Source organism: Thermocrispum sp. (genome assembly GCF_002919275.1).
Taxonomy (GTDB): domain Bacteria; phylum Actinomycetota; class Actinomycetes; order Mycobacteriales; family Pseudonocardiaceae; genus Thermocrispum; species Thermocrispum agreste.
Genome location: NZ_PKFA01000021.1, coordinates 121,043 through 145,800, shown reverse-complemented (window position 1 = coordinate 145,800; position 24,758 = coordinate 121,043). Strand labels below are relative to the sequence as shown.

The following is a 24,758-nucleotide window of genomic DNA, read 5'->3' as shown; positions in this document are numbered from 1 at the left end:
GCTGCCCCCCACCCCCCCGGCGCGGGGGGGCCCCCGGCCCCCGCAGGGGGCCGCCTTGAACAAGTAGAGAAAGTTTGAACACGCAGACCGGGGCTGCGGTCGGGGGTGTGATGGGCTGTGGCCCCGTGTGGCGGTGTGGGAGGCGCTGAGGAGTAGCCTGTGCTGTACAGAACTAAACGATGACCGTGGGAAGAGTTTCAGTAGCTCCGGAGGGAGGTGAGCCGGGATGGCCGATGAGGCGCGCAAGGGGCGCTACGGATATCGGGAGATCGCGGACGAGCTGCGGGCGCGCATTGATGGTGGTGAGCTTCCTCCGGGCAGCAAGGTTCCTGGTGAGAACGAGTTGATGGCTCAGTACGGGGTGGAGCAGCCGACCGCTCGTCGCGCACTGGACGTGCTGAAGAACGAGGGGCTGATCATCGCGCGCCGGGGATCGGGCACCTACGTTCGCGAGTTCAGGCCGATCCGCCGGGTGTCACCGGACCGGCTCAAGACGTCCGTGTGGGGAGCCGGACGCTCGATCTGGAGCTCGGATGTCAAGGATCGCCCCGTCGCCGACGACGTCCAGGTGACGCAGGAAGAAGCTCCGGCACACATTGCTCATGTACTGGAGTTGGAGTCGGGCGCGAAAGTGACGGTCCGTCGGCGCAAGTACCTTGTCGAGGGGCGGCCGGTGCAGCTGGCGACGTCGTACTACCCGGCTGACCTGGTAGCGGGGTCGCGGATTACAGAGATCGATACCGGGCCGGGTGGCTCGTACGCGCGCCTGAAGGAACTGGGGCATGAGCCTGTCCACTTCCGGGAGGAGTTGCGTGCGCGCATGCCGCGCGGGGATGAGGTCGGAGCGCTCGGCCTATCGCAGGGAACGCCTGTGATCGTGATTGCGCGGACGGCCTACACCGCCGAGAACAGCCCGGTAGAGGTTAACGAGATGATCCTTGACTCAGGCTCCTACGTGTTGGAGTACAAGTTCAGCTCAGAAGCAAACTGACCAGCTAGGACGGGGACGGCGTGCTCAGCACGTCGTCCTCTCGCTCTTCTACGTTTGCTTTAGCAATGTCTGTACAGAACCCTCTTGACCTCTGTACAGAACCGAGGTCTAATTAAGGCATCTTGTTCTGTACAGAAGCTAGGAGGTTAGTGATGCGGGACATCCCGGTTGTGACGAGCGGCTACACGTTCATGGTGACGGGGGAGCCGGAGGGTAAGACGAACCCGGACGGTTCGCCGTATCGGCCGAAGGATCGCAATGATGTCGAGCTTGATCAGCCCTTTGTGGTGATGTTGCTGGCGAAGCCGAAGCCCGTGCCGGGGCAGCCGCGCCGGAAGGATGGCGAGGAGATCAAGGTGAACCTGCCGTGTGATCCGGGTGAGGGCTTTGATCTGGGGACGTTCGTGGAGCTCATCAACCCGGTGATCAACACCTTTGAGATGCGAGATGACGACGGCCGGATCTCGAACGCGGGGATCTGGTGGAAGGCCGACGGATTGAAGCCCGCGGCGCGTCCCGTTGCCACGAAGCCGCCTGCGGGTTCGGGTAGCGCTGCGTCAGCTGCGGATAAGGCGAGCAAAGCGGCCTAGCGGATCTTCTAGCCCTCCCCAAATCGCGTGAGGTTGGCGGCCCGTTTCGAGTCGGGCGAGGGCGCAAATTTGCAGTTTGACAATTCCAGAGTGGGCCGATCTATGCCTAAAACACGCGCCAGCTGTGGTGGCGCGCCTTAATTCCCAAGTTCTCCTTGGGGATTTTGGGGTCTCACCACAGTCTGTTCGGGAGGTTGTCGAAATGATCGTTGATTTGCTGTTCTGGCCGATTGTTGCCGTGTTGCTATGGGCGCTTGTGGTCGCCTCCCCGGTGGGAGGGGTGGCGACGATCGCGGCCAGCGTCGCAGTGCTTATCGCGGCTGGCGGGAAGGAGAAGGCGAAGAGATGAGCAGGGTGAATGGTCGACGGTTGCGCAGGCGCTACGTCCAGCGCCTCGAGCGCGCTCGACGGGAGTTCGCGAACGACGCGCACGCACCGGCGGGATATCGCGACGGATTTTGTGCTGGTTTGGAGTTTGCGCAGACAGTGTTACGGAAGGGGTAGGGGCTCATGGAGTGCATCGACAACATCATTCGCGCCGCCTATTCGGCGCTCATCGATTTCGAGAAGCGTGCGGAGGTTAACCGCGAAGCGATGGTGGCAGTTGGTAACGCTGTCCGATTCCTGGTGGCCGATCTGGAATCGGCCAAGGGGCTCATCAAGGTCTGAGATTACGAAGGGTGTCGATGTGATTAACGCGATTGTGAACAAGGTAGCGATGGAGCGCTACCGCGACTTTTTGTCAGCGACCGACGAGGTGATGTTGGCGCTGATTGAGTGCGACCAGCACATCAAGCGCCTGGACCGGAAGAAGTCCCAGGGCAGCTGGGTGGCGTGCACGGCGCAGGAGCTGCGCTCCTTCCAGAAGAAGGCGATGGACCAGATCAGCGAGTTACGCAAGGTCGCGAAGAACCACGAGGCAGAACTAATTTCTCGCGAATGGAGGCTGTGACCGATGTCCGTTCAGCTGGACCGAATTCTCGACGGTATCTCGGCGTCGATGCGCCGTTTGAAGCGCGCGATGCGCGGTGTGCCGGTGAACAAGCACGGCTTCCGCAGGCAGCACGACGAGACAGCTATCGCCGTGGCGCGGCTGGTGGTGGGTTTGGAGGACTCCCGCATCGCCCTGAATTAGCGCCTATCCGGCGACAAGTGAACACAGCACGAGTTGGGGTAGCGACCGGCCCGAGCCCTTCTGCGATGAGGGGCGTGGGCCGGTCGCCCCCCTTTCCACGCACTGGAAGAAGGGGACAACAACCGATGCTTCGCACAACTACTCAACCCACGACCACCACGAAGCGACGGATGGGCCGGGAGATGAAAGCGGCTGCCTGGGCAGCTCGGCATCCCGGCGCGATCGCGCTACCGGGCGGGGTCGCGGCGAGCACGATCGAACTTGGCTACGCGCCGACTGGCGGCATCCTCGGCGGTGCCGTGCTGGGCATGGCCGCCTGGTACCGGGCGCACCCGGCGACTTTCGACACGCTTGCTGCGCCGTTGCTGCGCGGGTGGCGCCGCCGCTGGACCAGCTACATCGGTCCGCGCTGGTCGCACGCTTTGCAGGATTGCGAGCTGGTGCGGCAGCACCGCAAGACCGGTGAGCTGCTGGTGCCGCGCGTGCTGCGGGTCCGCGCCTACTCCCAGAACGTGGACACGGTCTACGTCAAGCTCGTGCCCGGCCAGCACGCCCGCCAGTGGGAACAACAACTTCCGGAGTTGGCGGTCGCGTTGAACGTTCAGCGCATCGCGATCGAACGCATCAAACCCCGGGTTATCGCGCTGATCATTGAGCGGCGTGAACCGTTCACCGAGGTCATCGACGCCCCGGAGATGGTGCACGACCCCGACGCGGTGGACCTCACCTCGGTGTATGTGGGAGAGACCGAGCAAGGTGGAGACTGGCGTGTGCCGGTCCTTGGTCAGCACGAGCTAGTCGCGGGTGCGTCCGGGGCGGGTAAGAACTCCCTTGCGTGGTCGAAGATGCGCGCGATGGCCCCGCTGATCCGCGACGGGATCGTGCGGCTGTGGGTGGCCGATCCGAAACAAACCGAGTTCGCTGCTCTGCAGCCGGTGGCTCATGGCTACGCCAACAACACCGACGACGCGGTCGATCTGTTTCATGCGTTTCGACAGGACATGGAACGCGTCCAGCACGCGACCGCAGAGCAGGGCAAGCGAGCGTTCACCCCGAGCCGGGAAACGCCGCTGAACGTCCTCATCGCCGACGAACTTGGCGCGTTGCTCGCCTACGGGGATTCGGCGCGGGAGCTGCGGAAACCGATGGCGTTGATCGGGTCGCAGGGCCGCGCCACCGGGCATGTCTTGTGGGGGTTCGTGCAGGAGCCCTCCAAGGACATCGTGCCGATGCGTGACCTGTTCACCTCGCGAGTGTGCCTGCGCGTAACGAGTGCTTCGCACGTGGACATGGTCCTTGGCGAGGGTGCCCGCGAGCGCGGAGCGCTGGCCGACGAGATTCCCAACACCCCGGACACCGCCGGAATCGGCTATGTCATCCGCCAGCGCACCCGCGCACCCCAGCGAGTGCGGGCCGCGTACGTCTCTGACGACGAGATCGACGAACTGATCCAGTTCCTCCGCCCCGGCCAACAGGCCGAGCAGCCGGGCGAGGTCGTCACCTTGCGGGGGGGCGGCCTGACATGCGGACCACGCAGCAGCCGCCGGAGCTGCCCGACGGAGTGTGCGACGCGTGCGGCGGCTCTGGATTCGATCCAGCCGAGTTCTACCAGCCATACCCCGAGCTAGGGCACCTGAGCACGCCATGCCCTGCCTGCGACGGGACCGGCGAACAACCTACTAACGAAGGGAGCGAATAGCCATGTGGCGTCTCGGATTCAAGTTCTGGCGGGCATGGGTGTGGCTGCGCGTGCTCATCCCTACCGCGCTGCTGCTATGGGCAGTGCACCGCGTCTATGGGGCGGGCAGCGAGTTCCGCATCGTTGCGCTGTTCCTGCTGGGGATTGCGCTAGGGACCGGGTTCGTCCTGGGCGACCTTGCCCGACGCGAACTCGGCGGCACCCTCGGTCGACAAGCCAGGGGGCTACGACGATGAACCACGAACAGCTCGCTCTATTCGGAACGGCACAACAGATACCACCCCAGCCGTCGACGCGCCCCACCGCGAGCACACCACGGCCTCGGCGGCACACACCCGACGCGGCCATCGAGGTGCTATCCGAGGTTCGTGACGGTCGCTACGGGATGTTGGACGACACCGACTTCGTCATGGTGTTCACCGAGCCCGACCGAGTCCGTAAGGCCGTCGATGACGACCTCGTGCACCACTTCATCGCGGCCGGGCTCATCCGGTGCGGCAGCAAGCGAGACACCCTCGCCTGTCTGCACGGGGCGATACGCCGTCCCGTCACGCCCCTAGCGCTCACCGCAAAAGGACGGACCCAGCTTGCCCGCTGGTGCGCGCTACACCCGCTCAAACGCAAGTGAATGTCTGGATCGGCTGGTCACCCCGGCCGATCCATGCGCGGGGTGGCCAGCCCCTTCGGTGAAAGGTCACCACCCCATGCTGACGCTCGATGATCACATCGCCGCCCGTGTGCGGCGGGCCGACTACATCCACTGGCGCCACCAAGTCGAATCCGTTGGCGGATGCGCCAAACCCATCCGCCTGACCGGCACCCACCGACTGGAACACAAATCCACCGGCGCACCGATCTACCACGCGGAGGGCGACGTCTTCGTCGCGTGCGGCAACCGCCGGGAAAGTGTCTGCCCCACCTGCGCCGACCGCTACGCCGCCGACGCTTTCCACCTCATCCGCGCCGGGCTGGCTGGTGGCAGCAAAGGCATCCCCACCAGCGTCACCGACAAACCCCGTGCCTTCGTCACCCTCACCGCACCATCGTTCGGTGCCGTGCACAACGTCCGCACATCACGTCGGGGCCGCTCGATGCCCTGCACCGGGTGCGGCCAGTACCACCACCCGGCAAACCCGATCATCGGCACGCCCGTCGACCCCCACACCTACGACTACGTCGGCGCCGTCCTCTGGCAAGCCCATGCCGGCCAGCTCTGGGCGCGCTTCACCCAGCGGCTGCGCCGCGAACTCGCCAAAGCCGCCGGCATCCGAGTTCGAGAGGTTGGCGAGTACCTGCGCTTGTCCTACGGCAAAGTCGCCGAATACCAGCGGCGCGGACTGGTGCACTTCCACGCCGTCATCCGTCTCGACGGGCCGGACGGACCAGCTGACCCCACACCCGAGTGGGCCACCCTCGACGTGCTGGATGCGGCTATCCGAGCAGCCGCCGCCTCGGTCACCATCACCACCCACCGGCCCGACGGGCAGGCCCTGGACCTGGCGTGGGGCGAACAGGTCGACATCCGCCGAGTCAACCCCACCACCGTTCAACGGGTTGAAGGGCCGGACGGGTCGATCAGCGAAGCAGCGCTCGCCGGATACGTCGCCAAATACGCCACCAAAGGCACCGGCAAAAGCGAAGCCGCCGATCGACCCATCCGCAGCCAAGAAGACATCGACTACCTCGACGTGTCCGACCACCACCGGCGCATCATCCAGACCGCTTGGGACCTCGGCAGCCTCGACAACTACGCCGATCTCAACCTGCGCCGCTGGGCACACATGCTGGGCTTCCGCGGCCACTTCCTCACCAAATCCCGGCGCTACTCCGTCACCTTCGGCCAACTTCGCGCCGCCCGCCGAACCTGGCGACTGGCCACCAACCTCGCAGCCGCCGAACTCGACCCCAACGACGTCCTCGTCATCAACGACTGGCGCTTCGACGGTGTCGGCTACACCAACGAAGCCGAACGCGAGCTAGCCGCCGCCATCGCCACCCGCATCCGCCAACACCGAGCACTCAAACACCGAAAGGACAACGACCATGCCCAAGCTGCTTAGCGTCGAGGACCTCTCGGACATCCTCGGCATCCCCGTCAACACCCTCTACCAATGGCGCACCAAAGGCTACGGGCCACCCGGCTGCCGGATGGGCAAGTACGTGCGGTACCGCCCTGAGGACGTCATGCAGTGGGTGGCCGAGCAGGTCAAGAAGGCGGTGGCCTGATGCAGATCCGGCTCATGGGCACCCCGACCGAACTCACCCGCGCCGCTGCCGTGCTGGCCCAGGTGCTCACCGTGCACCGGGTCAGCGACATCTACCCCAACCGCGGCGCCACCGAGCAGGGCCGGCTCTACCTGGACGCCGCCCTACCACCGGAGCCGAAGGAGGTGCGCTGATGCCTCGGCCACCGCTGCCGCTCGGCACGCACGGCAAGATCCGGGTGTACAAGCTGGGCCCCAGGCGGGTCCGGGCTCGCACCAACTACCGCGACTACGACGGGGTGACACGCCCAGTCGAGCGGATCGGCAGGAGCAAGGCCGACGCGGAGAACAGGCTCAAGGAGGCCCTGCGGGACCGTACCCGGGCTGGTAGCAGTGAGGAGATCACCAGCCGGTCGAAGGTCGCGGCGGTGGCGGCGCTGTGGCTGCGGGATCTTCAGGAGTCAGACAAGGCACTGCGCACCAAGGAGACCTACCGCCAGGCGTGGGAACGGGATCTGGCCTCGGCGGTCGGCAATCTCCAAGTCGGTGAGGTCACCGTGGGGATCGCGGATCGGGTGCTGCGGGCGATCCGGGACAACACGGGGCTGGGCAGCGCCAAGCACGCCCGGGTGGTGCTCACGGGGATCTTCGACCTGGCGCTTCGGCACGAGGCCATCAAGAGCAACCCGATCCGCAACGTCCCGGGGCTCACCGCCGGCGGCAAGAAGGCCCCCGGGCAGAAGGCCGGGCCGGTGCTGTCGGCCGAGGAGCTGCCCAAGCTCCGCGAGCACCTGCGCTCCCTGCCTCCCGAGCGGCAGCACGACCTGGTCGACCTCGTCGGCCTGCTGGCCGCGACCGGCTGCCGGATCGGCGAGCTGCTGGCGTTGGACTGGAGCCGGGTTGACCTCGACGCCGGCACGATCCGCATCGAGGGCACGGTGATCCGCGTGCCGGGCAGCGGGCTGATCGTGCAGCCGCACACCAAGTCCACCGCCGGGATGCGCACCCTGAAGCTCCCGGCCTGGGCGGGGGAGGTCCTGCGCCGCCGGGCGGCGGCCGGCACCAGCTCGTGGGTGTTCCCCTCGACCACGGGCACGCTGCGCGATCCGGACAACACCCGCAAGCAGCTCCGGATGGCGGTCAAGGGCACCCCCTGGGAGGGGCTGCACCCGCACGCCTTCCGCCACCTGGTCGCCACCCACCTCGATGAGGCCGGGCTGACCGCACGACAGATCGCCGACTACCTCGGCCACGCCCAGGTGAGCATGACCCAGGACGTCTACATGAACCGCGGAGTGGTCGGGGGAGCGGCGGCGGCAGCGCTCGACGTCATCGCGCCCGAGTGACGAGGGCAAAGATGGGGGTAAAGCGTGGGCCGATCTCCTCGGAGATCGGCCCACGTGCGTTCCACCTGGTCTTCTGCGCCCCCGGCAGGACTCGAACCTGCGACCAAGAGATTAGAAGGCTCTTGCTCTATCCAGCTGAGCTACGGAGGCATCCGTGCGGTGACCGCACGCCCGTTAGTTTATCGATCCGGTCGCCGGGCGCGCGAGGGCGTGGCCGCCGTGTCGGGCCGCTCCTCACCCGTTCGTCCGGCGCCGTCACCTCCCCAGTCAAACCTCACCGGCGGCCCTCCCGCACCGGTCCGGCGCGGTCCCCGCTTCGCTCGTCGCGCAGCTGCCTGGCCGCCGCGATCAGGGAGTGCATCACCTGCTCGAACTGGCGCAGCGTCTCCGTGTCGAGCCGTTCCAGCACCCGCCGGAACTGCGCGGCCCCCGCATCCAGCATGCGGTCGGCCATCGCCTGCCCTTCGTCGGTCAGCTCCACCCGGCGGATCCTGCGATCGTCCGGGTCCACCCTGCGCGCCACCAGCCCCTGCGCCACCAGCCGGTCGACGATCCCGGTGAGCGTGCCCATGGCGACCCGCAACTTGGCCGCCAGCTCGTGACTGGACGCGGGCCCGTCCAGCGCCAGGTGCACCACCAGGCGTAACTGCTGCATGGTGAGCGACGACGTGACGAACGGCGGCTGATGATCGGGGATCAGCGCCCGGGCCAGATCGCGCTGCAGGCAGGCCAGGCTCGTCACCAGTCGCTCCCGCTCGCCCGACCCCGTCACGGCGCCCTCCCAGCCTCGGTCGACTGCTGCGACGCGCAAAAATTTCGCCTGAGGCTAAATGTTAGCATCACGCGAAACGAACGTCCGCCGTTCGACCGAAGGGGTTCGCCATGACCGGGTTGACCAGGCTCAGCCTCGCCAACCGCGCACTGGTCATCTTGATCTCGCTGGTGATCAGCGCCGTCGGCGTGTTCGCCATTCCGCAGCTCAAGCAGCAGCTGTTCCCGTCGCTGAGCCTGCCGATGGTCTCGGTGGTGACGCCCTACCCCGGCGCACCGCCGGAGACGGTCGAGGACCAGGTCACCGAGCCGATCGAGAACCGGCTGCGCAGTTTGGACTCGGTCGAGGAACTGACGTCGGTCTCGGCGGAGAACGTCTCCACCGTGCGGGTCGCCTTCGACTACGGCAACGACCCCGACGAGCTGGTGAACGACATCAAGGCCGCCGTCGCCGAGGTGGAGAACGAGCTGCCGGAGGGTGCCGAGCCGCAGGTCGTCGCGGGCAGCACCGACGACATCCCGGTGCTCGTGCTGGCCGTCAGCAACGGCGACGGCCAACGCAAGCTCGCCGACAAGCTGGAACGGATCGCCGTCCCCGAGCTGGAGGCGATCCCCGACGTGGCGGACGTCGCCATCACCGGCGCGCGCGAGGATCGCGTGGTCATCAAGCCGGACGCGGACGAACTGGCCGAGCGCGGACTGACCACCGCCGCGATCGTCCAGACCCTGCAGGCCAACGGCGTCGTGGTGCCGGCAGGCAGCCTGACCGCAGGCAACCGGTCGATCACCGTGCAGGTCGGCAGCAAGCTGACCAGCATCGCCGACATCGAGAATCTGTACCTGCCACCGGCCGCCCCGGCCACGCCGGGTCAAGGCCCGGGGGCGCAGGCGCCGGGGGCCGGCGGGCCGAACCCCGCCGGCCAGGCCCCAGCGGGGACGCTCGGTAGCCAGAACCCCGCCGCGCAGCAGGCACCCGGCGCCGGGCAGCAGGCTCCCACCGGGCAGCAGGGACCGGCCGGTCAGGCCCGGCCGCAGCCGGTCAAGCTGGGTGACGTCGCCTCGGTCCGCCTCGAGCCGGAGGAAGCCACCAGCCTGACCCGCACCAACGGCAAGCCGAGCCTCGGCCTGTCGATCACCATGGTGACCGACGGCGACGCGGTGGGGATCTCGCACGAGGTGCGCGACCGCATCGACGACATCGCCGCACAGCTCGGCAACGACACCGAGATCACCGTGGTGTTCGACCAGTCGCCCTACGTCGAGCGTTCCATCGAGGACCTGACCACCGAAGGCGTCCTCGGCCTGGTCTTCGCCGTCCTGGTGATCATGATCTTCCTGCTGTCGCTGCGGTCCACCCTGGTCACCGCGGTGTCCATCCCGCTGTCGGTGGTCATCGCGCTGATCGCGCTGTGGATCGGCGACTACTCGCTCAACATGCTCACGCTGGGCGGGCTGACCATCTCCATCGGCCGCGTGGTCGACGACTCCATCGTGGTGCTGGAGAACATCAAACGGCATCTCGGCTACGGCGAACCCAAGCATCGCGCGGTGCTGAACGGCGTGCGGGAAGTCGCCGGCGCGGTGACGTCGTCGACACTCACCACGGTGGCGGTCTTCCTGCCCATCGCGTTCGTCTCCGGCCTGGTCGGCCAGCTGTTCTCGTCGTTCGCCATCACCGTGACGGTCGCCTTGCTCGCCTCGCTGCTGGTGTCGCTGACCGTCATCCCGGTGCTGGCCTACTGGTTCCTCCGGCGGCCCAAGCAGGCAGGGGCGGAAGACGACGAGGAAGCACGCGAGCGGGTGCGCTCGCAGGCCGAGGCGGCCGAGCTGCGCTCGCCGTTGCAGCGGGCCTACATCCCGGTGCTGAGGTTCGCCACGCGGTTCCGCGCGGTCACCATCCTGATCGGCATCGCCGTGCTGATCGGTACCGGGCTCCTGCTGCCCGGGCTGAAGACGAACTTCCTGGACTCCACCGGCCGGGACACCACGCAGGTCAGCATGACCATGCCCGCGGGCACCGACCTGGCGACCACCGACCGCGCGGCCAAGAAGATCGAGCGGGTGCTGGCCGAGACCGACGAGGTCGCCTCGTACCAGGCGAACATCGGGGCGGGCAACCCGATGCTCGGCGGCATCGGTGCCGCCGCCGATCGCGCCACGTTCTCGGTGACGGTCGACGACGAGGCGGAAACCCCCGATGTGGAGGCCAAGCTCAGGGAGCGGATCGCCGAGCTGGACGGTGTCGGCGACGTGACCGTCGGCATCCGCGGCGGCAACGAGGAGATGGGCGGCAACGCCGTCGAGGTCATCGTCACCGGGTCCGACCGCGAAGCGCTGGCCGAGGCGGCCGAGCAGGTCGAGGCGGTGATGACCGACATCGACGGCCTACGCGACGTGACGTCCGACCTGAGCGATGCCGCACCTCGGGTGCAGATCTCGGTGCGCAAGGAGAAGGCCGCCGAGCTGGGGCTGTCCGAAGCGACCATCGGCCAGTACGTCGCGCAGGCGTTCCGCGGCAGCCCGGTGGGCGAGGTGACGGTCGACGGCCGCACCGTCGATCTGGTCCTGGCGTCGGCACAGCGGAAGCCGGCCACGATCGCCGACATCGAGAAGCTGGAGATCCCGACCGCGGCCGGGCCGGTCCGGCTCTCCGACCTGGCCGTGGTGCGCGAAGTCGACGGGCCCACCCAGATCAGCAGGCTGGACGGCGAACGGGCGGTGACGATCTCCGCCGCCGCCGACATCGACGACCTCGGCGCGGTGACCAACGAGATCACCGTGGCGCTGAGGGAGCTGGGCCTGCCGGACGGCACCGACTACCAGATCGGCGGGACCAGCGCCGAGCAGCAGGAGGCCTTCGCCGACCTGCAGCTGGCCATGCTGATCGCCATCGCGCTGGTGTTCATCATCATGGTCGCCACGTTCCGCAGCTTCGTGCAGCCGCTGATCCTGCTGGTGTCGGTGCCGTTCGCGGCCACCGGCGCGATCGGGCTGCTGCGCCTGACCGACACCCCGCTCGGCGTGCCCGCCATGATCGGGTTGCTGATGCTGATCGGCATCGTGGTGACCAACGCCATCGTGCTGATCGACCTGATCAACCAGTACCGGGCACAGGGCATGTCGGTGCGCGATGCGGTGATCGCGGGCGGCAGGCGCAGGCTGCGGCCGATCCTGATGACGGCGGTGGCCACCATCTGCGCGCTGATCCCGATGGCGATCGGCCTGACCGGCTCCGGCGGATTCATCGCACAGTCACTGGCCATCGTGGTGATCGGTGGCCTGCTCACCTCGACGCTGCTCACGCTGGTCCTGGTGCCGACGCTGTACAGCTTGGTCGAGGGCGGCAAGGAACGGATCCGCCGCGGATTCCGCCGGCGCATCGCCAAGCCGAGCGCGGCGGAGTAGCGCACGCTGCTCCGCCGCCTCCGGGCGGGTCGATCGGCCTGCCGTCACCGCGGGCCCGGCATGCCACCGGCGAGCACCGCCGCCCGCCGTCCAGCGGGCGGGTGCCGCTCAGGCGGCTCCGGCCGCGCGGTTCCCTCCCCCACTCCGGAGGTGGCCTCAGGCCGGCCTGCCGGCCCGCTCGAGCATCCGGGTGCACATGCGGTCGGCCATCGCCGCGATGGTCAGCGACGGGTTCGGCCCGACCGGCCCCGGCATCGCGGCGCCGTCCGCGACGTAGAGGCCGGGGTGGCCGAACACCTCCCCGTCGGCGTCGCACACCGCTTCGCCCGGGTGGTCACCGATCGGCGCGCCGCCCAGCGGATGCACGGTGACGATGCGACGGAAGAACCACATCGGGTTGTCCACGAACCCGGTGCCCAACACCTCGGCGATCCGCCGCATGGTCGACCGCAGGCGCTCGAAGTACGCCATGCTCGTCTCCGAACTCCACCGCACGTCGAGCCGGTCGCCGTCCAGCGTCATCACGCCGTCCGGGACGTCCCGGCCCATGCCGAGCAGCGGCAACGCACCCGCGGACAACACACCGTCACCGAGCAAGTCGGACAGCTCGGCGCCCAGGCTGTTGTCCGGCGCCAGCTTCAGCGCGGTGAGCAGCCACCTGCCCAGGAAGGCCCCGATGCGCCACAGGCTTTTCGGCCCGGACGTCTCGGCGATCCACTCGGCGAACGCGGGGTACCCGCCGTCCTGGATGTAGAAGCCGCGATCACGACAGTCCTCCGGCACGTCGTCGCAGTCGACGGCATCCGGTACGCGCAACGCGCTGGTGATCACCGGCCCTTCGGTGGCACCGAACTGCCGCACGTTCTCCGCGTCGTCATCGGCGGGCGTGAGGAAGGTGAGCAGGTCGCCGTTGCCGGAGAACTTCGTGCCCAGCGCATCGCTGAGGCCGGGCAGCGTCGCGCGGTTCCGCAGCAGCAGGAACGTCGTGCCGTAGGTGCCCGCGGCCAGGATCAGCTTCCGGCACACGATGCTGCGCCGGGGCATCTCGTCCCAGTCGACGTCGCGCCCCTCGTTCTCCGGCAAGTGCTCCACATAGCCGACGCGGTAGCCGCCGCCGTCCAATGCCTCGATCGTGCGCACTTCGCAGCGCGGCCGGATCTCCGCCCCTTTCGCCACGGCCGCGGACAAATACGTGTGGTCCAGGCTGTTCTTGGCGCCGTCGTTGCACCCGAGGTTGCACTCACCGCACAGGCGGCACGACCTGCGCTGCGCCCCGTGCAGGTTGCCGTACGGCGGGTCGGCCAGCGGCAGGCCGATCGCCGGCGGCTGGCCCGGCGCCGGGGCGAAGCTGACCGCCAACGGCGGCAGCGACCATTCCAGACCCAGCTTCTCCGCCGCCTCCCGCATCGCCTGCGTCTTGCGCGAACTCGCGTATGCGGGAGACTCGAACGGATACGGCGTCACGTCGAGCATCCGCTCGACGGCGTCGTAGTGCGGGTCGAGCTCGGCACGGCCCACCGGCCACTTCTCGTAGCCACCGCCGGGCAGCGGCTCGCACACGAACCAGCGCTCGTCCTTGCGGATCATCACGTTGGCGTAGATCAGCGAGCCACCGCCCAGCCCGCTGCTGACGATCGAGTCGAACCCGCGGAAGGTCCACACGTCGAACAGGCCCTGCAGGCCCTCGGTGGGGTCCCAGAAGGCCCGGCTCATCTGATGCGGGTTACGCGGGAAGCTGCCGGGCGGATACGCCTTGCCCCGTTCCAGGAGCACCACGTCCAACCCGGCTTCGGCCAGCCGGTATGCGGACACCGATCCTCCGAACCCGGAGCCGACCACCACCGCGTCGGCTCGCTCCTCCGGCGCCGCGCTGCGCATCGTGTGAACCTCCCGGCGAATTTCCGACGTGGCGGGGCGTGTCAAGGAAGGTACGCCGCCGCCAGTTTGCGGGCGAAGAGCCAGCCGTACGCGCCCACCGCCCCGACGAACTGCGCTGCCGTGCGTGCTCCGACAGCACGCATCGAAGCGACCGCGCCCAGCAGGCCGAGCAACCCCAGCCGCAGCTCCCCCGCCCCGACGACGTCCGCACCGGCGTCCTTGCCGCGATGCAACGTCACCGACAGCCGGGTGGTGTCCGACCACAGCCGGCGCAGCATCGGTTTGTCCCGCCAGCATTTCACCCCGGCGAGATGGAACCGGCCCTGCTCGCCGAATGCGCTGGTCAAGGGCACCTGGTAGCGCATCAACGCGGTGCCGTCGGCCGGAAACAGCTCGAACACACCGTCGGAGAACGGCACCGGGTCGCGCACGCCGGGCATCGCCACGGTTCCGGACATGCCGGCTCGTGGGGTCTGGGCGCCGACGAACGCATGGATGTCCGCGATGTGCACGACGGCGTGCAGCGTCATGGTCCAGCCGGTGCGGCGGCCACGCTCCGCCGCCTGCTCCGCGTCGGCGACCCCGAGCACGAACGGACCGGACATCCGCTCGCGGAACGTCAAGCCAACCATCGCGCCTCCGGGCCGCTTTCCTCGTCGCCGTAGCGCGCATTCGGGTCCAGCCGCCTGCGGCGATGCGGATCCGAGCCGGTGCGCGTGTGCAGGTAACGGAAGGCGCCGTGCGCAAGCGCGACGTCGTCGATCCGCTCGACGACGGTGGACAGGACCCGCTCGGTCATTCTCGCCGGGTCCACGGTCGCGGTCACGGTGATCTCCGCGTGGCGGACGCCGTCCCGGTCACCGCTGAGGTAGGCGGACCGGATCGGCTTGAAGTACAGCGTCAGCGGGCCGATCGCACCCGCTCGGCGGGCTGCCGCGCACGCCTCGAGCATGCCGCGGGCGACCTCCGCGGCGGCTTCGGCCGGCGCGATCGTGATGAACATGCGGGTGGGCGCACCGACCGTGGCGTCCGCCAGCTCGTCCGCGAACCGCTCGACCCGGTCGGCCGTCGTGTAGACCGGCGGCAGCACCATGGCGGCGACCCCGGCGTACTTGGCGACCGCCGCGGCGGACCGCGGCAGGAACGCCGTCGCGGCACCGATCGCCCGCTGGCAGCCCCGGGCCAGACGGCTCCGCACCACCCTGTCCGCCCGTTCCGCCGCCGGGTGGTACCGCGAGATCTGGCCGCAGCCCGCCTTGCCGAGGTCGATCCAGAACGCCCGGGCGTACCACGCCTGCCCAGGGGAGACGACCATTTCCGCCGCCTTGGCCAGGAACTCCGGCAGCTTGCCGGTGACGATGCGGTCGTTGCGCAGCAACGTCCGCCGCTTGTCGATCCGCAGCACCTCGACGGTCAGTTCGGTGATCACGCCGTGCCGTCCCAGGCCGGCGAGGACGCGCCGGAACGCCGGGTCGGTCCGGCCACAGCGATGGACCTCGCCGGCGAAGTCGACGTACTCCAGTTCGCTCACCGTGTCGGCGAACAAGCCGAACCGGTGCGACGCCGGGCTGATCCCGCCGACCGAGGCGAACCCACCCGCGGTGAGGTCCCCGTGGTCACCGACGACCTTCAGGCCGAGTCCGCGCTCGGCCAGCCGCCGGTCCACGTCGCCCAGCCGCACCCCGGCCTGCATCGTGCAGGTGCCTGCCCGCTCGTCGATCTCGACGACGCGGTCCATCAGCTCGGTGAGCAGCACCGCACCGCCCTCGGCGGTGACCAGACCGTTGCTGGAATGACCGCTGCCGCGCACGATGAGCCGCTCGCCCGCGGCGGCCGCTTCCCGCACCGCCCGCACGACCTCCTCGGTGGAGCGCGGCAAATACACCTTGAACGGCCAGCGTGGCCGTGTCGTGGGGTCGCCTACCCGTTCCCAGTCGTACGCCAGCCAGGACAGCGCGGCATGAGACAAGGCGCGGTGCCCGGCCGACCGATCCCGCATGTGCAATCAGCCCGCCTGACGCTTGAGGAAGTCCACCATCCTGGGGAAGACGTCGCGCGCGACGTACCGCCCCATGAACACGTCCTGGTGACCATAACCGTCGAAGATCTCCAACTCGTGGCGGCCCGGCGCGACGGCTTCCAGCCGCTCGTAGCACACCTGGTTGGAGTCGGTGAAGACGCGATTGGCCGTCCCGGTGGTGAGCAGCACGGGGGTGCGGATCTCGGCGGCCGCGGCGAAGTAGTCCTCGGGCAGGTCCGGGTGGCGCCGCCGGTCGTAGGTCACCGCCTGCCCGGCGCGCACCATCTTGGCCACGTGCCGGTAGTAGGAGAACCCCGTCGGGCCGTACAGGTCGGCGCTGCGCTCGTGGGTGACCGGGTGCAGGTTCTCGTGCCGGTACAGCGCCGGGTGACCGCTTCCCCACATCAAGCTGAGCATGTGGCAGGCCGACGTGTCGCACTCCGGGTGGAACAGGCCGATCAAGCGGGCGATGAACCCGCCGCGCGAGCAGAGCGGCTGCTCGCTCCACTTGGGCCCGATCCAGCGCAGCCCCAGCAGATCTTCCAGGATCACCGGCGCCACGGCCAACTTGATCCGGGACCACAGCGGCACCCGCGGGGTCAGGCCGACGCTGTTGGCGACGATGCTGCGCACGCGCCCGGCCACCCCGTCGACCTGGCCGAACACCGCCATCATGATGGCGGTCGAGCCGAGGCAGTGGGCGATGACGTGCACCGCGTCCACGCCCGTGGTCCGCGCAATCAGCTCCAGCGCCGGGGCGAAGTCGTAGCGGGCCACTTCGTCCAGCGTGTCGCGCCTGCCTTGGGTGTTGTACGGGTGCCGGTTGCTGAACCGGACGTCGGCCGTCCAGACGTCGGTGAACCCGTTGTCCAGCAGGAAGCTCACCAGGTTCCGGTGCTCCGGCATGATGAACATGTCGCTGGACGTGGTCAAGCCGGACACCACCAGCACCACGTCGTCGCACGGCTGACGGCAGAACCGCAGCAGGCTCAGCTCCAGGCCGTCCTCGGTGCGGTAGCGATACGTGGACACGTCGGCGCCGCGGACACCGTCCAGCGTGTACTGCGGAATGGAACGCTGGGGACCCACTTGGCACCTCCGTCCCGCCGGCTGCGCACCGCGCGCTCCCTCGCGTCAGCACGGTAGCCGACCGATGTGCGCCCGCGCGCCCCTTGCCGCCCGGCGTGCGGGCACGGTGGGCCAGTGCCGGAGGCGGGGCCCCACCCCCAGAAGCGGCCCCGCCCCCGCGAGAATCCCTCCCCCTGCCGTCGGATCCCTGTACACTGGTCTTGACAGAGAACACTGTTCTCGACGGAGAGAGTAGTCAACCAATCTGTTCTCCGTCAAGAACACGCGATCAGAAAAGTTGACGGTGTTCTCGTCGACGAGTAAGGATGCCTGACATGCCGAGCGCCGAAGCCGCGAAGAGCGCACCACAGCGCGTCCCGTCGCGGCGCGAGCGATTCCGCCAGGCCACGATCGACGAGATCAAGATGTACGCCCGCGAGCAGATGGCCGCGGGTGGCCCGGCCAGCTTGTCGCTGCGCGCAGTGGCCAGGGACATGAACATCACGCCGTCGGCGTTGTACCGGTACTTCTCCGGTATCGACGACCTGATCACCGCTTTGTGCGTGGACGCCTACCACGCCGTCGGCGACGCGGTGGGCGCGGCAGTGGGCGAGCTTCCCGAGGACGATCACGTCGGCCGCTGGCGCGCCTACGCCAACAGCTTCCGCGGCTGGGCGCTGGCCAACCCGTCGGACTTCGCCCTGATCTACGGCACACCGTTGCCCGGGTACAAGGCCCCACCGGAGATCACGCAGGCGGCGGCGTTCCGCTACCTCAGCGTGGCACTGCGCACGGTGGCTTCCGCAGTCGCCGCGGGTGCGATCGACCTCGAGCGCAGCTTGCTGTCCTACACCCCGGATCTCGACCCGGACCTGGTGGCGCACTGGGACAAGCTCGGCCTGCACCTGGATCCGCAGGTGGCCGCGATCACGGCGGGCGCGCAGGTGACCGTGCAAGGCCACCTCACGCTGGAGCTGTTCGGCCACTTCAACTGGCTGCGCAACGACATCGACCACGTGTGGGAAGGGCACCTGCGGGCGATGATGATCGCCATGGGCTTCGACCCGCAGGAGCTGCCGGCAGCCTGACCGGCAGGACCACGGCCGCCCGGGGCGATCCGGCCGGAGACGCACACCCCTTGACCGCACTCCACCGTCGGCGTACATTGAACCGATCAGTTAATTAACCAGATGGTTTCCATGGCGAACGATCAGCTCAGCGTGGTTTTCGCGGCATTGGCCGACCCGACACGGCGTGCCATCCTGGCGCGGCTGGCCGAGGGCGAGGCCACCGTCGGCGAGCTGGCCGAACCGTTCGAGATGAGCCTGCCCGCGGTCTCCAAGCACCTGAGGGTGCTGGAACGTGCCGGGTTGATCACCCGCGGCCGCAACGCCCAGTGGCGGCCGTGCCGGCTCCAGGCCGCCCCGTTGCGTCAGGTGGCGGACTGGGTCGGTAACTACCAGCAGTTCTTCGACGACAGCTACCGGCGCCTCGACGACTATCTGGACCGCATCCGGCACCAAGGAGACACCCCATGAGCGGCACCACGGGCAGCGCGGTCATCACCACCCCGGCCGACACCCAGATCGTCATCACCCGGACGTTCGACGCACCACGCCAGCTGGTGTGGGACGCCTTCACCAAGCCGGAGCACGTGCGCAACTGGTGGGGGCCGCGGAAGTACGACAACCACATCACCGAGATCGACCTCCGTCCGGGCGGATCCTGGCGATTCGGCCAGCGCGGCCCGGACGGCATGGAGGTCGTCTTCGGCGGCACGTATCGCGAAATCGATCCGCCGCGGCGCGCCGTCTACACCGAGCGCTGGCTGAACATGCCCGCCGAGCTCGGTGGCGGCGCGGACGGCAGCCCGGAAGCGGTGATCACGGTGACGTTCGACGAGCACGACGGCCGCACCACGGTGACCACCGTGTGCGAGTACGGCTCGCGCGAGGTCCGCGACGCGGTGCTGGCCTCCGGCATGGAATCCGGGATGCAGGAGTCCTACGACCGCATCGACGAGATCCTGGCCACCCTCGGCTGAGGGCTGCCAGCCGGCCACCGCGGCGGACCGGAAGCGTCGCACCGGCCGGCCCGCGACGCGTCGGACCAGGTGCGACAAGCCGGACGAAATTCGCTTGCCCGCCCGCGACGCGGCTGGGCAAGCTGGCGCCATGCAGATCAGGCAGGCGGAACCTGAGGACTGGGATTCGATCTGGCCGTTCTTCCAGCGGATCGTCGCCGAACAAGAGACCTACACCTACGATCCCGCGATCGACAAGGACAGCGCCGAACGCTTGTGGATGCAGCTCGAGCCGCCCGCGCACACCGTGGTCGCGGTCGACGACACCGACCCGGACCAGCGGATCGTGGGCTCGGCGACCATGTACCCGAACCGGCCGGGCCCGGGCTCGCACATCGCCAGTGCCTCGTTCATGGTCGACCCGGACCGGCACGGCAAGGGCATCGGCCGCGCGCTCGGCGAGTACATGATCGATTGGGCCAATCGCAGCGGCTATCGGGGCATTCAGTTCAACGCCGTGGTGGAGACCAACGCCCCCGCGGTGCACCTGTGGCAGTCGCTGGGTTTCCGCATCATCGGCACGGTTCCCGGGGCGTTTCGCAGCCGCAAACACGGATACGTCGGCCTGCACGTGATGTTCCGCGAGGCCGGGTAGCGTTCGGCACATGCACAAGAGCACGATCCGTCTGGCCGACGGCAGGCAGCTGATCTACTTCGACCGCGAGCCCGGCGCCGATCGGTCCGCGGAGGACAAGCGCGACCTGCCGCCGTTGTCCGCGCAGAGCCAGCTGCGGCACGACGTGTTGCAGGACGAGTACGTCGTGGTCGCCACCCACCGGCAGGGCCGCACGCACCTGCCGGCGGCGGACGAGTGCCCGCTGTGTCCTTCGCGGGAAGGCAGGCTCACCGAGATTCCCGCCGAGGACTACGAAGTCGTGGTCTTCGACAACCGCTTCCCGTCGCTCACCCCGCCCGGCGGTCACTGCGAGGTGATCTGCTTCAGCAGCGACCACACCGCATCGCTCGGCTCGTTGCCGGACGACCGGATGGAGCTGGTGCTGGCCGCGTGGGCGGACCGCACGGCGGAGCTGACCACCCAGCCCGGTGTCGAGCACGTCTTCCCGTTCGAGAACCGGGGTGTCGAGGTCGGGGTGACGCTGCATCACCCGCACGGCCAGATCTACGCGTTCCCGTTCGTGCCGCCCAGGGCCCGGCGGATGCTGGAACAGGCCCGCAACCACTACCACCGCACCGGCAGCAACCTGTTCGCCCAGGTGTTGGCCAACGAACTGGACGCGGAGGTGCGCATCGTCGAGCACACCACGCACTGGACGGCCTTCGTGCCGGAGGCCGCGCGGTGGCCGGTGGAGCTGCACGTCTACCCGAACCGGCAGGTGGCCGACCTGACCGAGCTCACCGCGGTGGAGCGGCAGGACTTCGCGTCGCTGTATCCGCGGCTGCTGCGCAAACTCGACGCGCTCTACGACCAACCCCTGCCCTACCTCGCCGGCTGGCAGCAGGCCCCGGTGGCCATCGACCGGGACATGGCCTACTTGCGGCTGGAGCTGGTCTCGCCGCGGCGAGCCGCGGAGAAGCTGAAGTACCTGGCCAGCGTCGAGACGTTGATGGGCGCGTTCCTCAACGACGTCCGCCCCGAGGACACCGCCCGGCGGCTGCGCGAACTTCCTGGCTGATCGGCGACCCGGCCGGGCAGGCAGCGGGCGGACAGTCAACCGACAGCCGCCCGCCGGACAACCAGCACACCAACCGAAAAGCCAGCCAGGCAGGCACCAGCCGGGCGGTCAGCCGGGCTGCACCACGCCGGACCGCTGGACGACCGGCGCCACCCGCTCGGCCAGCGTCCCGGCCAGGCGCACGCCGTCACCGCCGGAACCGGCCGCGTCGGCGAGAAACCCAGCAACCCGGTTCGGCTCGACCCCGCAGAGCACCAGCCCGGCGGCGGTGAGCTGGTCACGCGGGCGTGGTGAGCCGTCGGCGACCTTCACCGCCACCGCCGACCCGTCGGGCAGCGCCGCGATCTGCACGCCTTCGTACCCGTCCTTGGCGATCAGCCCCGGCACCTGCCGGATCAGCCTGGTCACCGACCGATCGGTGCCGCCGAGCATCTCGGGATGACGGCGGATCGCCTCGGCGACGGCGGCTTCGGCCGTCTGCGGCTGCGCGGTGGCGATGGCCGCGGCGGCACGTGCCAGCCCGCGCAGCGTGACGGCGAACAGCGGCGCTCCGCAGCCGTCGACGGCCACATGGGCCGGACGCTCACCGGCCAGCTCCGTGACCGTCGCCGCGATCGCCTGCTGCAGCGGATGCGCAGGGTCGAGATAGCCGGCGGTCGGCCAGTCGTTGCCGCGCGCCGTGGCCAGCATCGCCGCATGCTTGCCAGAGCAGTTCTGTACCAGCCTGCTGGGTGGTTGCCCGGCCGCCACGTGCGCGTCACGCACCGCCTGGTCGAGCGGGCGGTCCGCGGGGTTGCGCAGCTCGTCCTCACCGACCCCGGCCTCGGCCAGGATCCGGCGAACCCCGTCGACGTGCCGTCGTTCCCCGGAGTGGCTGGACGCGGCCAGCGCCAGCAGGTCCGGCGGCAAGCGCAGACCGAGCCGCACCATGGCCGCCGCCTGTACCGGTTTCATGGCCGAGCGGGGATAGTGCACCGCATCCGGCTCCCCGGTCGCGAACACCACGTCGCCATCCGGCCCCAGCACGATCATCGAGCCGTAGTGCACGCTCTCGACCAGACCCGAGCGCAGTACGTAGGCGAGTGGTTCGTGTTTCGGCGGCAGGTCGGCACGAAGCGTGGGGCGGCCGGATCCGGCTGGCGATGACAGGCTCACCCGGCCAGTCTCCACACCGCCCGGCAGGCGGGTCAAAGCGGCGGACACGAAATGTGTCCTCACGCCCACCCGGTCAGCCCGGACGGCATGACCACGACGTTCCTCCCGATCGGGCTGCCGAAGTACAACCAGCCGTCCCGCTCCCGCACCGCACTGAGCACCGACACCCCGGCGATCCTTCCCCGGTACTGCCGCACCACGGTGCCCGACTCGTCCATGGCGGCCGCCCCCACCGACGACGTGATCCGCAGTCGCTGCGGCAGCCGGCCCACGACGTCACGGACCGGCTTCGGCGCGTGCCGCAGCACGTCGAACGACCGCACCCTGGGGCTGGCCAGCGCGACCCAGATCAGCCCGTCCGATCCGGTGGAGGCGTTGTCCGGATAACCGGGAAGGTTCGCGGCGAACACGTCGCTGGTGCCCGCGCGGCTGCCGGAGAGCCGCAGCCGGGTGATCCGGCGCTCCGCCGTTTCGGCCACGACCACGAACGACTCGTCCGGGGCGAGGGCCACCCCGTTGGCGAAATGCAATCCGGTGAGCAGCTCCTCCACCCTGCCGTCCGGGCAGCGCCGCAGCAGCCGCCCGGTTCCTGCCCGGTGCAGCAGGCTTCTGCGCCACTGGGCCGGGTCGAAGTGGGTGGACGAATCACTGAAGTAGATCGTGCCGTCACCGGCCACCGCCGCGTTGTTGCACGCCCGCAGATCGCCGCCGCCCACCAGCGTGCGCGCGGCGCCACCGGCGAGCGACACGACCGCCAGCCCGCGTGGCCCGCAGCATGCCAGCAGCTCGTCCTCGCCGTAGAACTCCAGGCCGTAGACGCGCCCGTCGAGCTGGGCGATCGTCTCGACGGCACGGCCGGTCTGGCTGACCCGCAGGATGCGTCCGTCGGACAACCCGGTGTACACGCAGCCTTCGGCGTCGACGAGGACGTCCTCGGGGCCCTCACCGGTCAGCGGGACGAGCTTGGCGTCGCGAAACCCCATGACGTCCCTTTTCTACCGGAGTGCCGCCACGGCGACACCGCACAGGCGACCGGACGCAGGCAGCGGCTACCGGAACGTGAACAGGTGCCTGCGCGGTCCCTCGAAGTGCCCGTGCTCGTTCAGCGACACCAGGGTCAGCCCGGACCGGCCGCTGATGATCTTGGTGATCGCACCGTTGGCCATGAACCGGTTGAACACCCAGAACAGCCCGGCTTGATCCCCGACCACGCGGGCGGCGAGCGCGGCGATCACGCCGCCGGAGGTGAACACCAGCGCGTTCTGGCCAGGACCGAGCTCGCCGACCACGGTGTCCAGCGCCCCGTTGACTCTGGCGGCGAACTCCTGCCAGCTCTCCGCGGACCGGCCGTCCCCCGGTCCTGCCGCCACCCACGCCTGCAGCGCCCGGTCCAGCACCCGCTGGTAGGCGCGCTGGTCGGTGGTCTGCGGCTCTTCCGGCGCGTAGGCGAACACGTCGGCGAAGTCGTACTCGTTCCACCTGGCGTCCTGATCCGGGGTGAAGCCCGCCGCGACGGCCGTGTCCCGCTGGCGCGCCATGCTGCCGCTGCGCACCACGGCGAACTCCACCTCGCGGCGCCGCAGCTCCTCCCCCACGACGACGCTCTGTTCCTTGCCCAGCGGGGACAGCTTGTCGTAGTCGGCCGCGCCGAACGACGCCTGGCCGTGCCGGACGAGATAGATCGCGCCCATCAGCTCACCGCCTTCGCACCGGAGGAGATCAGCTCCCGGCAGTACCGCTCGGCGTACACCACGTGCTGCCACATGTCGGCGTAGATCGGATTGTGCGTACCGCCTTCGGCGTACCTGCGGTACAGCTGCTGCAGGATCACCGCCAGCCGGAAAACCCCGTACACCCGGTAGAACGTCCAGTTCCGGGCGACCTGGTCGTGGCGTCCGGTGCGCTCGGCGTAGTACTGCACCACTTCGTCCCTGGTCAGCATGCCCGGCAAGTGCGTGGGCTGCCTGCGCATCTGCTGCAGGAACTCGTCGTCGTCGGCCTGGGTCCAGTAGGCCAGGGTGGCGCCCAGCTCCATCAGCGGATCACCCACGGTGGCCATTTCCCAGTCCAGCACGCCGATGACCCGCAGCGACGAGTCGAGTACCAGGTTGTCGAACCGGTAGTCGTTGTGGATCAGGCACGCTCCGACGTCCTCCGGCTGGTTGTCGTTCAGCCAGCCCATCACTTCGACGCAGTCCGGCACGTTGGCGGTGCGTGCCCGCTCGTACCGGCGGCACCAGCCCTCCACCTGCCTGCGCACGTAGCCGGGGCCCTTGCCCAGCCCGGCCAGGCCTGCCGCCTCGACGTCGACCTGGTGCAGGTCGATCAGGCGGTCGATGGCCTGCAGGCACAGCGCGCGGACCTGCTGTTCGGTCAGCTCGAGTCCGTCCGGGAGATCGCGGCGCAGGATGATGCCCTCGAGCTTCTCCATGACGTAGAACTCGGCGCCGATGACGCTCTCGTCGTCGCAGAACGCCAGCACCTTCGGCACGTACGGGAACACCGGGCGCAGGCGCTGCTGCACCCGGAACTCCCGGCGCATGTCGTGGGCGGACGCGGCGCGGTGGCCACGCGGCGGCCGCCGCAGGATCAGCGACCGATCCGGGTAGTCGAGCTGGTAGGTCAAATTGGACGCGCCACCGGGGAACTGCTGTACCGAGGGCACCTCGGTCAGCCCGTCCAGGCGCTCCGACAGCCACGCGTGCACCGCTGCCGGATCGAACGCGTCCTCCTCGCGTACCGGCCCTGGCCTGTCCTGCACAGTCACACCGACCTCACA

28 protein-coding genes and 1 tRNA gene are annotated in these 24,758 nt (G+C 68.9%); 19 read left to right on the top strand and 10 right to left on the bottom strand.

All coding sequences use genetic code 11. The features are described from left to right. The first annotated feature begins 226 nt into the window (after positions 1-226). The 13 genes from CXP56_RS05205 to CXP56_RS05145 all read left to right on the top strand — a co-directional run bounded on the left by CXP56_RS05205 (position 227) and on the right by CXP56_RS05145 (position 7,965). The gene (locus CXP56_RS05205; RefSeq protein ID WP_286900115.1) at positions 227-991 is read left to right on the top strand and encodes a GntR family transcriptional regulator; all 765 of its coding nucleotides are present in this window, start codon (positions 227-229) and stop codon (positions 989-991) included. A gap of 152 nt (positions 992-1,143) precedes the next feature. Continuing rightward, positions 1,144-1,581 (top strand): hypothetical protein, encoded by a 438-nt coding sequence (locus tag CXP56_RS05200; protein WP_286900113.1) that lies wholly within the window; start codon positions 1,144-1,146, stop codon positions 1,579-1,581. Positions 1,582-1,783: 202 nt separating this feature from the next. Then, positions 1,784-1,930 carry a hypothetical protein gene (locus tag CXP56_RS05195; RefSeq protein WP_156899191.1) on the top strand — a complete coding sequence of 49 codons (147 nt, stop codon included), beginning with the start codon at positions 1,784-1,786 and terminating at the stop codon, positions 1,928-1,930. 161 nt (positions 1,931-2,091) lie between these two features. After that, the gene (locus CXP56_RS05190) at positions 2,092-2,250 is read left to right on the top strand and encodes a hypothetical protein (protein WP_156899190.1); all 159 of its coding nucleotides are present in this window, start codon (positions 2,092-2,094) and stop codon (positions 2,248-2,250) included. Positions 2,251-2,269: 19 nt separating this feature from the next. After that, positions 2,270-2,533 carry a hypothetical protein gene (locus CXP56_RS05185; protein WP_156899189.1) on the top strand — a complete coding sequence of 88 codons (264 nt, stop codon included), beginning with the start codon at positions 2,270-2,272 and terminating at the stop codon, positions 2,531-2,533. Between the two features lie 3 nt (positions 2,534-2,536). Next, entirely contained in the window at positions 2,537-2,716 is a 180-nt protein-coding gene (locus CXP56_RS05180; protein WP_028847533.1) for a hypothetical protein, read from the top strand. A gap of 170 nt (positions 2,717-2,886) precedes the next feature. After that, positions 2,887-4,344: an FtsK/SpoIIIE domain-containing protein gene (locus CXP56_RS05175; RefSeq protein WP_286900108.1), complete on the top strand. Its 1,458-nt coding sequence runs from the start codon at positions 2,887-2,889 to the stop codon at positions 4,342-4,344. 73 nt (positions 4,345-4,417) lie between these two features. Beyond that, positions 4,418-4,651: a hypothetical protein gene (locus tag CXP56_RS05170; protein ID WP_286900105.1), complete on the top strand. Its 234-nt coding sequence runs from the start codon at positions 4,418-4,420 to the stop codon at positions 4,649-4,651. Between the two features lie 149 nt (positions 4,652-4,800). Next, positions 4,801-5,043 carry a hypothetical protein gene (locus CXP56_RS05165; RefSeq protein ID WP_286900103.1) on the top strand — a complete coding sequence of 81 codons (243 nt, stop codon included), beginning with the start codon at positions 4,801-4,803 and terminating at the stop codon, positions 5,041-5,043. Positions 5,044-5,119: 76 nt separating this feature from the next. Then, the gene (locus CXP56_RS05160; protein WP_286900101.1) at positions 5,120-6,475 is read left to right on the top strand and encodes a replication initiator; all 1,356 of its coding nucleotides are present in this window, start codon (positions 5,120-5,122) and stop codon (positions 6,473-6,475) included. Beyond that, positions 6,459-6,641, top strand: coding sequence for a helix-turn-helix domain-containing protein (locus CXP56_RS05155; RefSeq protein ID WP_028847529.1), 183 nt, complete (start codon positions 6,459-6,461; stop codon positions 6,639-6,641). The genes CXP56_RS05160 and CXP56_RS05155 overlap by 17 nt, the downstream gene beginning before the upstream one ends. Next, positions 6,641-6,814, top strand: coding sequence for a hypothetical protein (locus CXP56_RS05150; protein WP_169725239.1), 174 nt, complete (start codon positions 6,641-6,643; stop codon positions 6,812-6,814). The genes CXP56_RS05155 and CXP56_RS05150 overlap by 1 nt, the downstream gene beginning before the upstream one ends. Further along, positions 6,814-7,965, top strand: a complete 1,152-nt coding sequence (locus tag CXP56_RS05145; protein ID WP_286900098.1) for a site-specific integrase — start codon at positions 6,814-6,816, stop codon at positions 7,963-7,965. Before CXP56_RS05150 ends, CXP56_RS05145 begins: the two co-directional genes overlap by 1 nt. A gap of 76 nt (positions 7,966-8,041) precedes the next feature. On the opposite strand, the gene CXP56_RS05140 is transcribed toward CXP56_RS05145, so the two are convergent. Beyond that, a tRNA-Arg gene (locus CXP56_RS05140) sits at positions 8,042-8,115 on the bottom strand. A gap of 124 nt (positions 8,116-8,239) precedes the next feature. Next, positions 8,240-8,737 carry a MarR family winged helix-turn-helix transcriptional regulator gene (locus CXP56_RS05135; RefSeq protein WP_028846609.1) on the bottom strand — a complete coding sequence of 166 codons (498 nt, stop codon included), beginning with the start codon at positions 8,735-8,737 and terminating at the stop codon, positions 8,240-8,242. A gap of 110 nt (positions 8,738-8,847) precedes the next feature. On the opposite strand from CXP56_RS05135, the gene CXP56_RS05130 reads away from it, so the two are divergent. Next, positions 8,848-12,141 (top strand): efflux RND transporter permease subunit, encoded by a 3,294-nt coding sequence (locus CXP56_RS05130; RefSeq protein ID WP_286900095.1) that lies wholly within the window; start codon positions 8,848-8,850, stop codon positions 12,139-12,141. A gap of 156 nt (positions 12,142-12,297) precedes the next feature. Here CXP56_RS05130 and CXP56_RS05125 read toward each other — a convergent pair whose 3' ends face one another. From CXP56_RS05125 to CXP56_RS05110, 4 genes are read right to left on the bottom strand one after another with little or no spacing between them, the layout of a single operon-like run. Then, on the bottom strand, positions 12,298-14,019 hold the full coding sequence (locus CXP56_RS05125; protein ID WP_286900094.1) for a GMC oxidoreductase: 1,722 nt from the start codon (positions 14,017-14,019) through the stop codon (positions 12,298-12,300). Between the two features lie 41 nt (positions 14,020-14,060). Next, positions 14,061-14,651 (bottom strand): hypothetical protein, encoded by a 591-nt coding sequence (locus CXP56_RS05120; RefSeq protein ID WP_156899102.1) that lies wholly within the window; start codon positions 14,649-14,651, stop codon positions 14,061-14,063. Then, positions 14,639-16,018 carry an FAD-binding oxidoreductase gene (locus CXP56_RS05115; protein WP_286900091.1) on the bottom strand — a complete coding sequence of 460 codons (1,380 nt, stop codon included), beginning with the start codon at positions 16,016-16,018 and terminating at the stop codon, positions 14,639-14,641. The genes CXP56_RS05120 and CXP56_RS05115 overlap by 13 nt, the downstream gene beginning before the upstream one ends. Before the next feature lie 6 nt (positions 16,019-16,024). Next, entirely contained in the window at positions 16,025-17,128 is a 1,104-nt protein-coding gene (locus tag CXP56_RS05110; RefSeq protein ID WP_038044502.1) for an alpha/beta hydrolase family protein, read from the bottom strand. Between the two features lie 314 nt (positions 17,129-17,442). On the opposite strand from CXP56_RS05110, the gene CXP56_RS05105 reads away from it, so the two are divergent. The 5 genes from CXP56_RS05105 to galT all read left to right on the top strand — a co-directional run bounded on the left by CXP56_RS05105 (position 17,443) and on the right by galT (position 20,824). Beyond that, complete coding sequence (locus CXP56_RS05105) at positions 17,443-18,195, top strand: TetR/AcrR family transcriptional regulator (RefSeq protein ID WP_028846612.1); 753 nt, start codon at positions 17,443-17,445, stop codon at positions 18,193-18,195. Between the two features lie 111 nt (positions 18,196-18,306). Continuing rightward, entirely contained in the window at positions 18,307-18,645 is a 339-nt protein-coding gene (locus CXP56_RS05100; RefSeq protein WP_156899103.1) for an ArsR/SmtB family transcription factor, read from the top strand. Then, positions 18,642-19,151, top strand: coding sequence for an SRPBCC family protein (locus CXP56_RS05095; RefSeq protein ID WP_028846614.1), 510 nt, complete (start codon positions 18,642-18,644; stop codon positions 19,149-19,151). The genes CXP56_RS05100 and CXP56_RS05095 overlap by 4 nt, the downstream gene beginning before the upstream one ends. Before the next feature lie 130 nt (positions 19,152-19,281). Next, on the top strand, positions 19,282-19,785 hold the full coding sequence (locus CXP56_RS05090) for a GNAT family N-acetyltransferase (protein ID WP_028846615.1): 504 nt from the start codon (positions 19,282-19,284) through the stop codon (positions 19,783-19,785). Positions 19,786-19,795: 10 nt separating this feature from the next. Then, complete coding sequence (gene galT, locus CXP56_RS05085; RefSeq protein WP_028846616.1) at positions 19,796-20,824, top strand: galactose-1-phosphate uridylyltransferase; 1,029 nt, start codon at positions 19,796-19,798, stop codon at positions 20,822-20,824. Between the two features lie 108 nt (positions 20,825-20,932). Here the strand turns inward: galT and CXP56_RS05080 are convergent, their stop codons facing one another. The 4 genes from CXP56_RS05080 to CXP56_RS05065 all read right to left on the bottom strand — a co-directional run bounded on the left by CXP56_RS05080 (position 20,933) and on the right by CXP56_RS05065 (position 24,746). Further along, entirely contained in the window at positions 20,933-21,973 is a 1,041-nt protein-coding gene (locus CXP56_RS05080; protein ID WP_281168971.1) for an asparaginase, read from the bottom strand. A 65-nt stretch (positions 21,974-22,038) separates the two neighbouring features. Beyond that, a complete protein-coding gene (locus tag CXP56_RS05075; RefSeq protein ID WP_028846618.1) occupies positions 22,039-22,962 on the bottom strand; it encodes an SMP-30/gluconolactonase/LRE family protein in 924 nt (307 codons plus the stop codon). A gap of 66 nt (positions 22,963-23,028) precedes the next feature. Continuing rightward, the gene (locus tag CXP56_RS05070; RefSeq protein ID WP_028846619.1) at positions 23,029-23,670 is read right to left on the bottom strand and encodes a histidine phosphatase family protein; all 642 of its coding nucleotides are present in this window, start codon (positions 23,668-23,670) and stop codon (positions 23,029-23,031) included. Further along, complete coding sequence (locus CXP56_RS05065) at positions 23,670-24,746, bottom strand: phosphotransferase family protein (protein WP_028846620.1); 1,077 nt, start codon at positions 24,744-24,746, stop codon at positions 23,670-23,672. Before CXP56_RS05065 ends, CXP56_RS05070 begins: the two co-directional genes overlap by 1 nt. Positions 24,747-24,758 lie beyond the last annotated feature (12 nt).

What these genes read in the sequence shown, in the direction of transcription:
- CXP56_RS05205 (WP_286900115.1), top strand. Translation starts at nt 227, where the DNA reads ATGGCCGATGAGGCGCGCAAGGGGCGCTACGGATATCGGGAGATCGCG.
- CXP56_RS05200 (WP_286900113.1), top strand. Translation starts at nt 1,144, where the DNA reads ATGCGGGACATCCCGGTTGTGACGAGCGGCTACACGTTCATGGTGACG.
- CXP56_RS05195 (WP_156899191.1), top strand. Translation starts at nt 1,784, where the DNA reads ATGATCGTTGATTTGCTGTTCTGGCCGATTGTTGCCGTGTTGCTATGG.
- CXP56_RS05190 (WP_156899190.1), top strand. Translation starts at nt 2,092, where the DNA reads ATGGAGTGCATCGACAACATCATTCGCGCCGCCTATTCGGCGCTCATC.
- CXP56_RS05180 (WP_028847533.1), top strand. Translation starts at nt 2,537, where the DNA reads ATGTCCGTTCAGCTGGACCGAATTCTCGACGGTATCTCGGCGTCGATG.
- CXP56_RS05175 (WP_286900108.1), top strand. Translation starts at nt 2,887, where the DNA reads ATGGGCCGGGAGATGAAAGCGGCTGCCTGGGCAGCTCGGCATCCCGGC.
- CXP56_RS05170 (WP_286900105.1), top strand. Translation starts at nt 4,418, where the DNA reads ATGTGGCGTCTCGGATTCAAGTTCTGGCGGGCATGGGTGTGGCTGCGC.
- CXP56_RS05165 (WP_286900103.1), top strand. Translation starts at nt 4,801, where the DNA reads ATGTTGGACGACACCGACTTCGTCATGGTGTTCACCGAGCCCGACCGA.
- CXP56_RS05160 (WP_286900101.1), top strand. Translation starts at nt 5,120, where the DNA reads ATGCTGACGCTCGATGATCACATCGCCGCCCGTGTGCGGCGGGCCGAC.
- CXP56_RS05155 (WP_028847529.1), top strand. Translation starts at nt 6,459, where the DNA reads ATGCCCAAGCTGCTTAGCGTCGAGGACCTCTCGGACATCCTCGGCATC.
- CXP56_RS05150 (WP_169725239.1), top strand. Translation starts at nt 6,641, where the DNA reads ATGCAGATCCGGCTCATGGGCACCCCGACCGAACTCACCCGCGCCGCT.
- CXP56_RS05145 (WP_286900098.1), top strand. Translation starts at nt 6,814, where the DNA reads ATGCCTCGGCCACCGCTGCCGCTCGGCACGCACGGCAAGATCCGGGTG.
- CXP56_RS05130 (WP_286900095.1), top strand. Translation starts at nt 8,848, where the DNA reads ATGACCGGGTTGACCAGGCTCAGCCTCGCCAACCGCGCACTGGTCATC.
- CXP56_RS05125 (WP_286900094.1), bottom strand. Translation starts at nt 14,019, where the DNA reads ATGCGCAGCGCGGCGCCGGAGGAGCGAGCCGACGCGGTGGTGGTCGGC.
- CXP56_RS05120 (WP_156899102.1), bottom strand. Translation starts at nt 14,651, where the DNA reads ATGGTTGGCTTGACGTTCCGCGAGCGGATGTCCGGTCCGTTCGTGCTC.
- CXP56_RS05115 (WP_286900091.1), bottom strand. Translation starts at nt 16,018, where the DNA reads ATGCGGGATCGGTCGGCCGGGCACCGCGCCTTGTCTCATGCCGCGCTG.
- CXP56_RS05105 (WP_028846612.1), top strand. Translation starts at nt 17,443, where the DNA reads ATGCCGAGCGCCGAAGCCGCGAAGAGCGCACCACAGCGCGTCCCGTCG.
- CXP56_RS05100 (WP_156899103.1), top strand. Translation starts at nt 18,307, where the DNA reads ATGGCGAACGATCAGCTCAGCGTGGTTTTCGCGGCATTGGCCGACCCG.
- CXP56_RS05095 (WP_028846614.1), top strand. Translation starts at nt 18,642, where the DNA reads ATGAGCGGCACCACGGGCAGCGCGGTCATCACCACCCCGGCCGACACC.
- CXP56_RS05090 (WP_028846615.1), top strand. Translation starts at nt 19,282, where the DNA reads ATGCAGATCAGGCAGGCGGAACCTGAGGACTGGGATTCGATCTGGCCG.
- galT (WP_028846616.1), top strand. Translation starts at nt 19,796, where the DNA reads ATGCACAAGAGCACGATCCGTCTGGCCGACGGCAGGCAGCTGATCTAC.
- CXP56_RS05075 (WP_028846618.1), bottom strand. Translation starts at nt 22,962, where the DNA reads ATGGGGTTTCGCGACGCCAAGCTCGTCCCGCTGACCGGTGAGGGCCCC.
- CXP56_RS05070 (WP_028846619.1), bottom strand. Translation starts at nt 23,670, where the DNA reads ATGGGCGCGATCTATCTCGTCCGGCACGGCCAGGCGTCGTTCGGCGCG.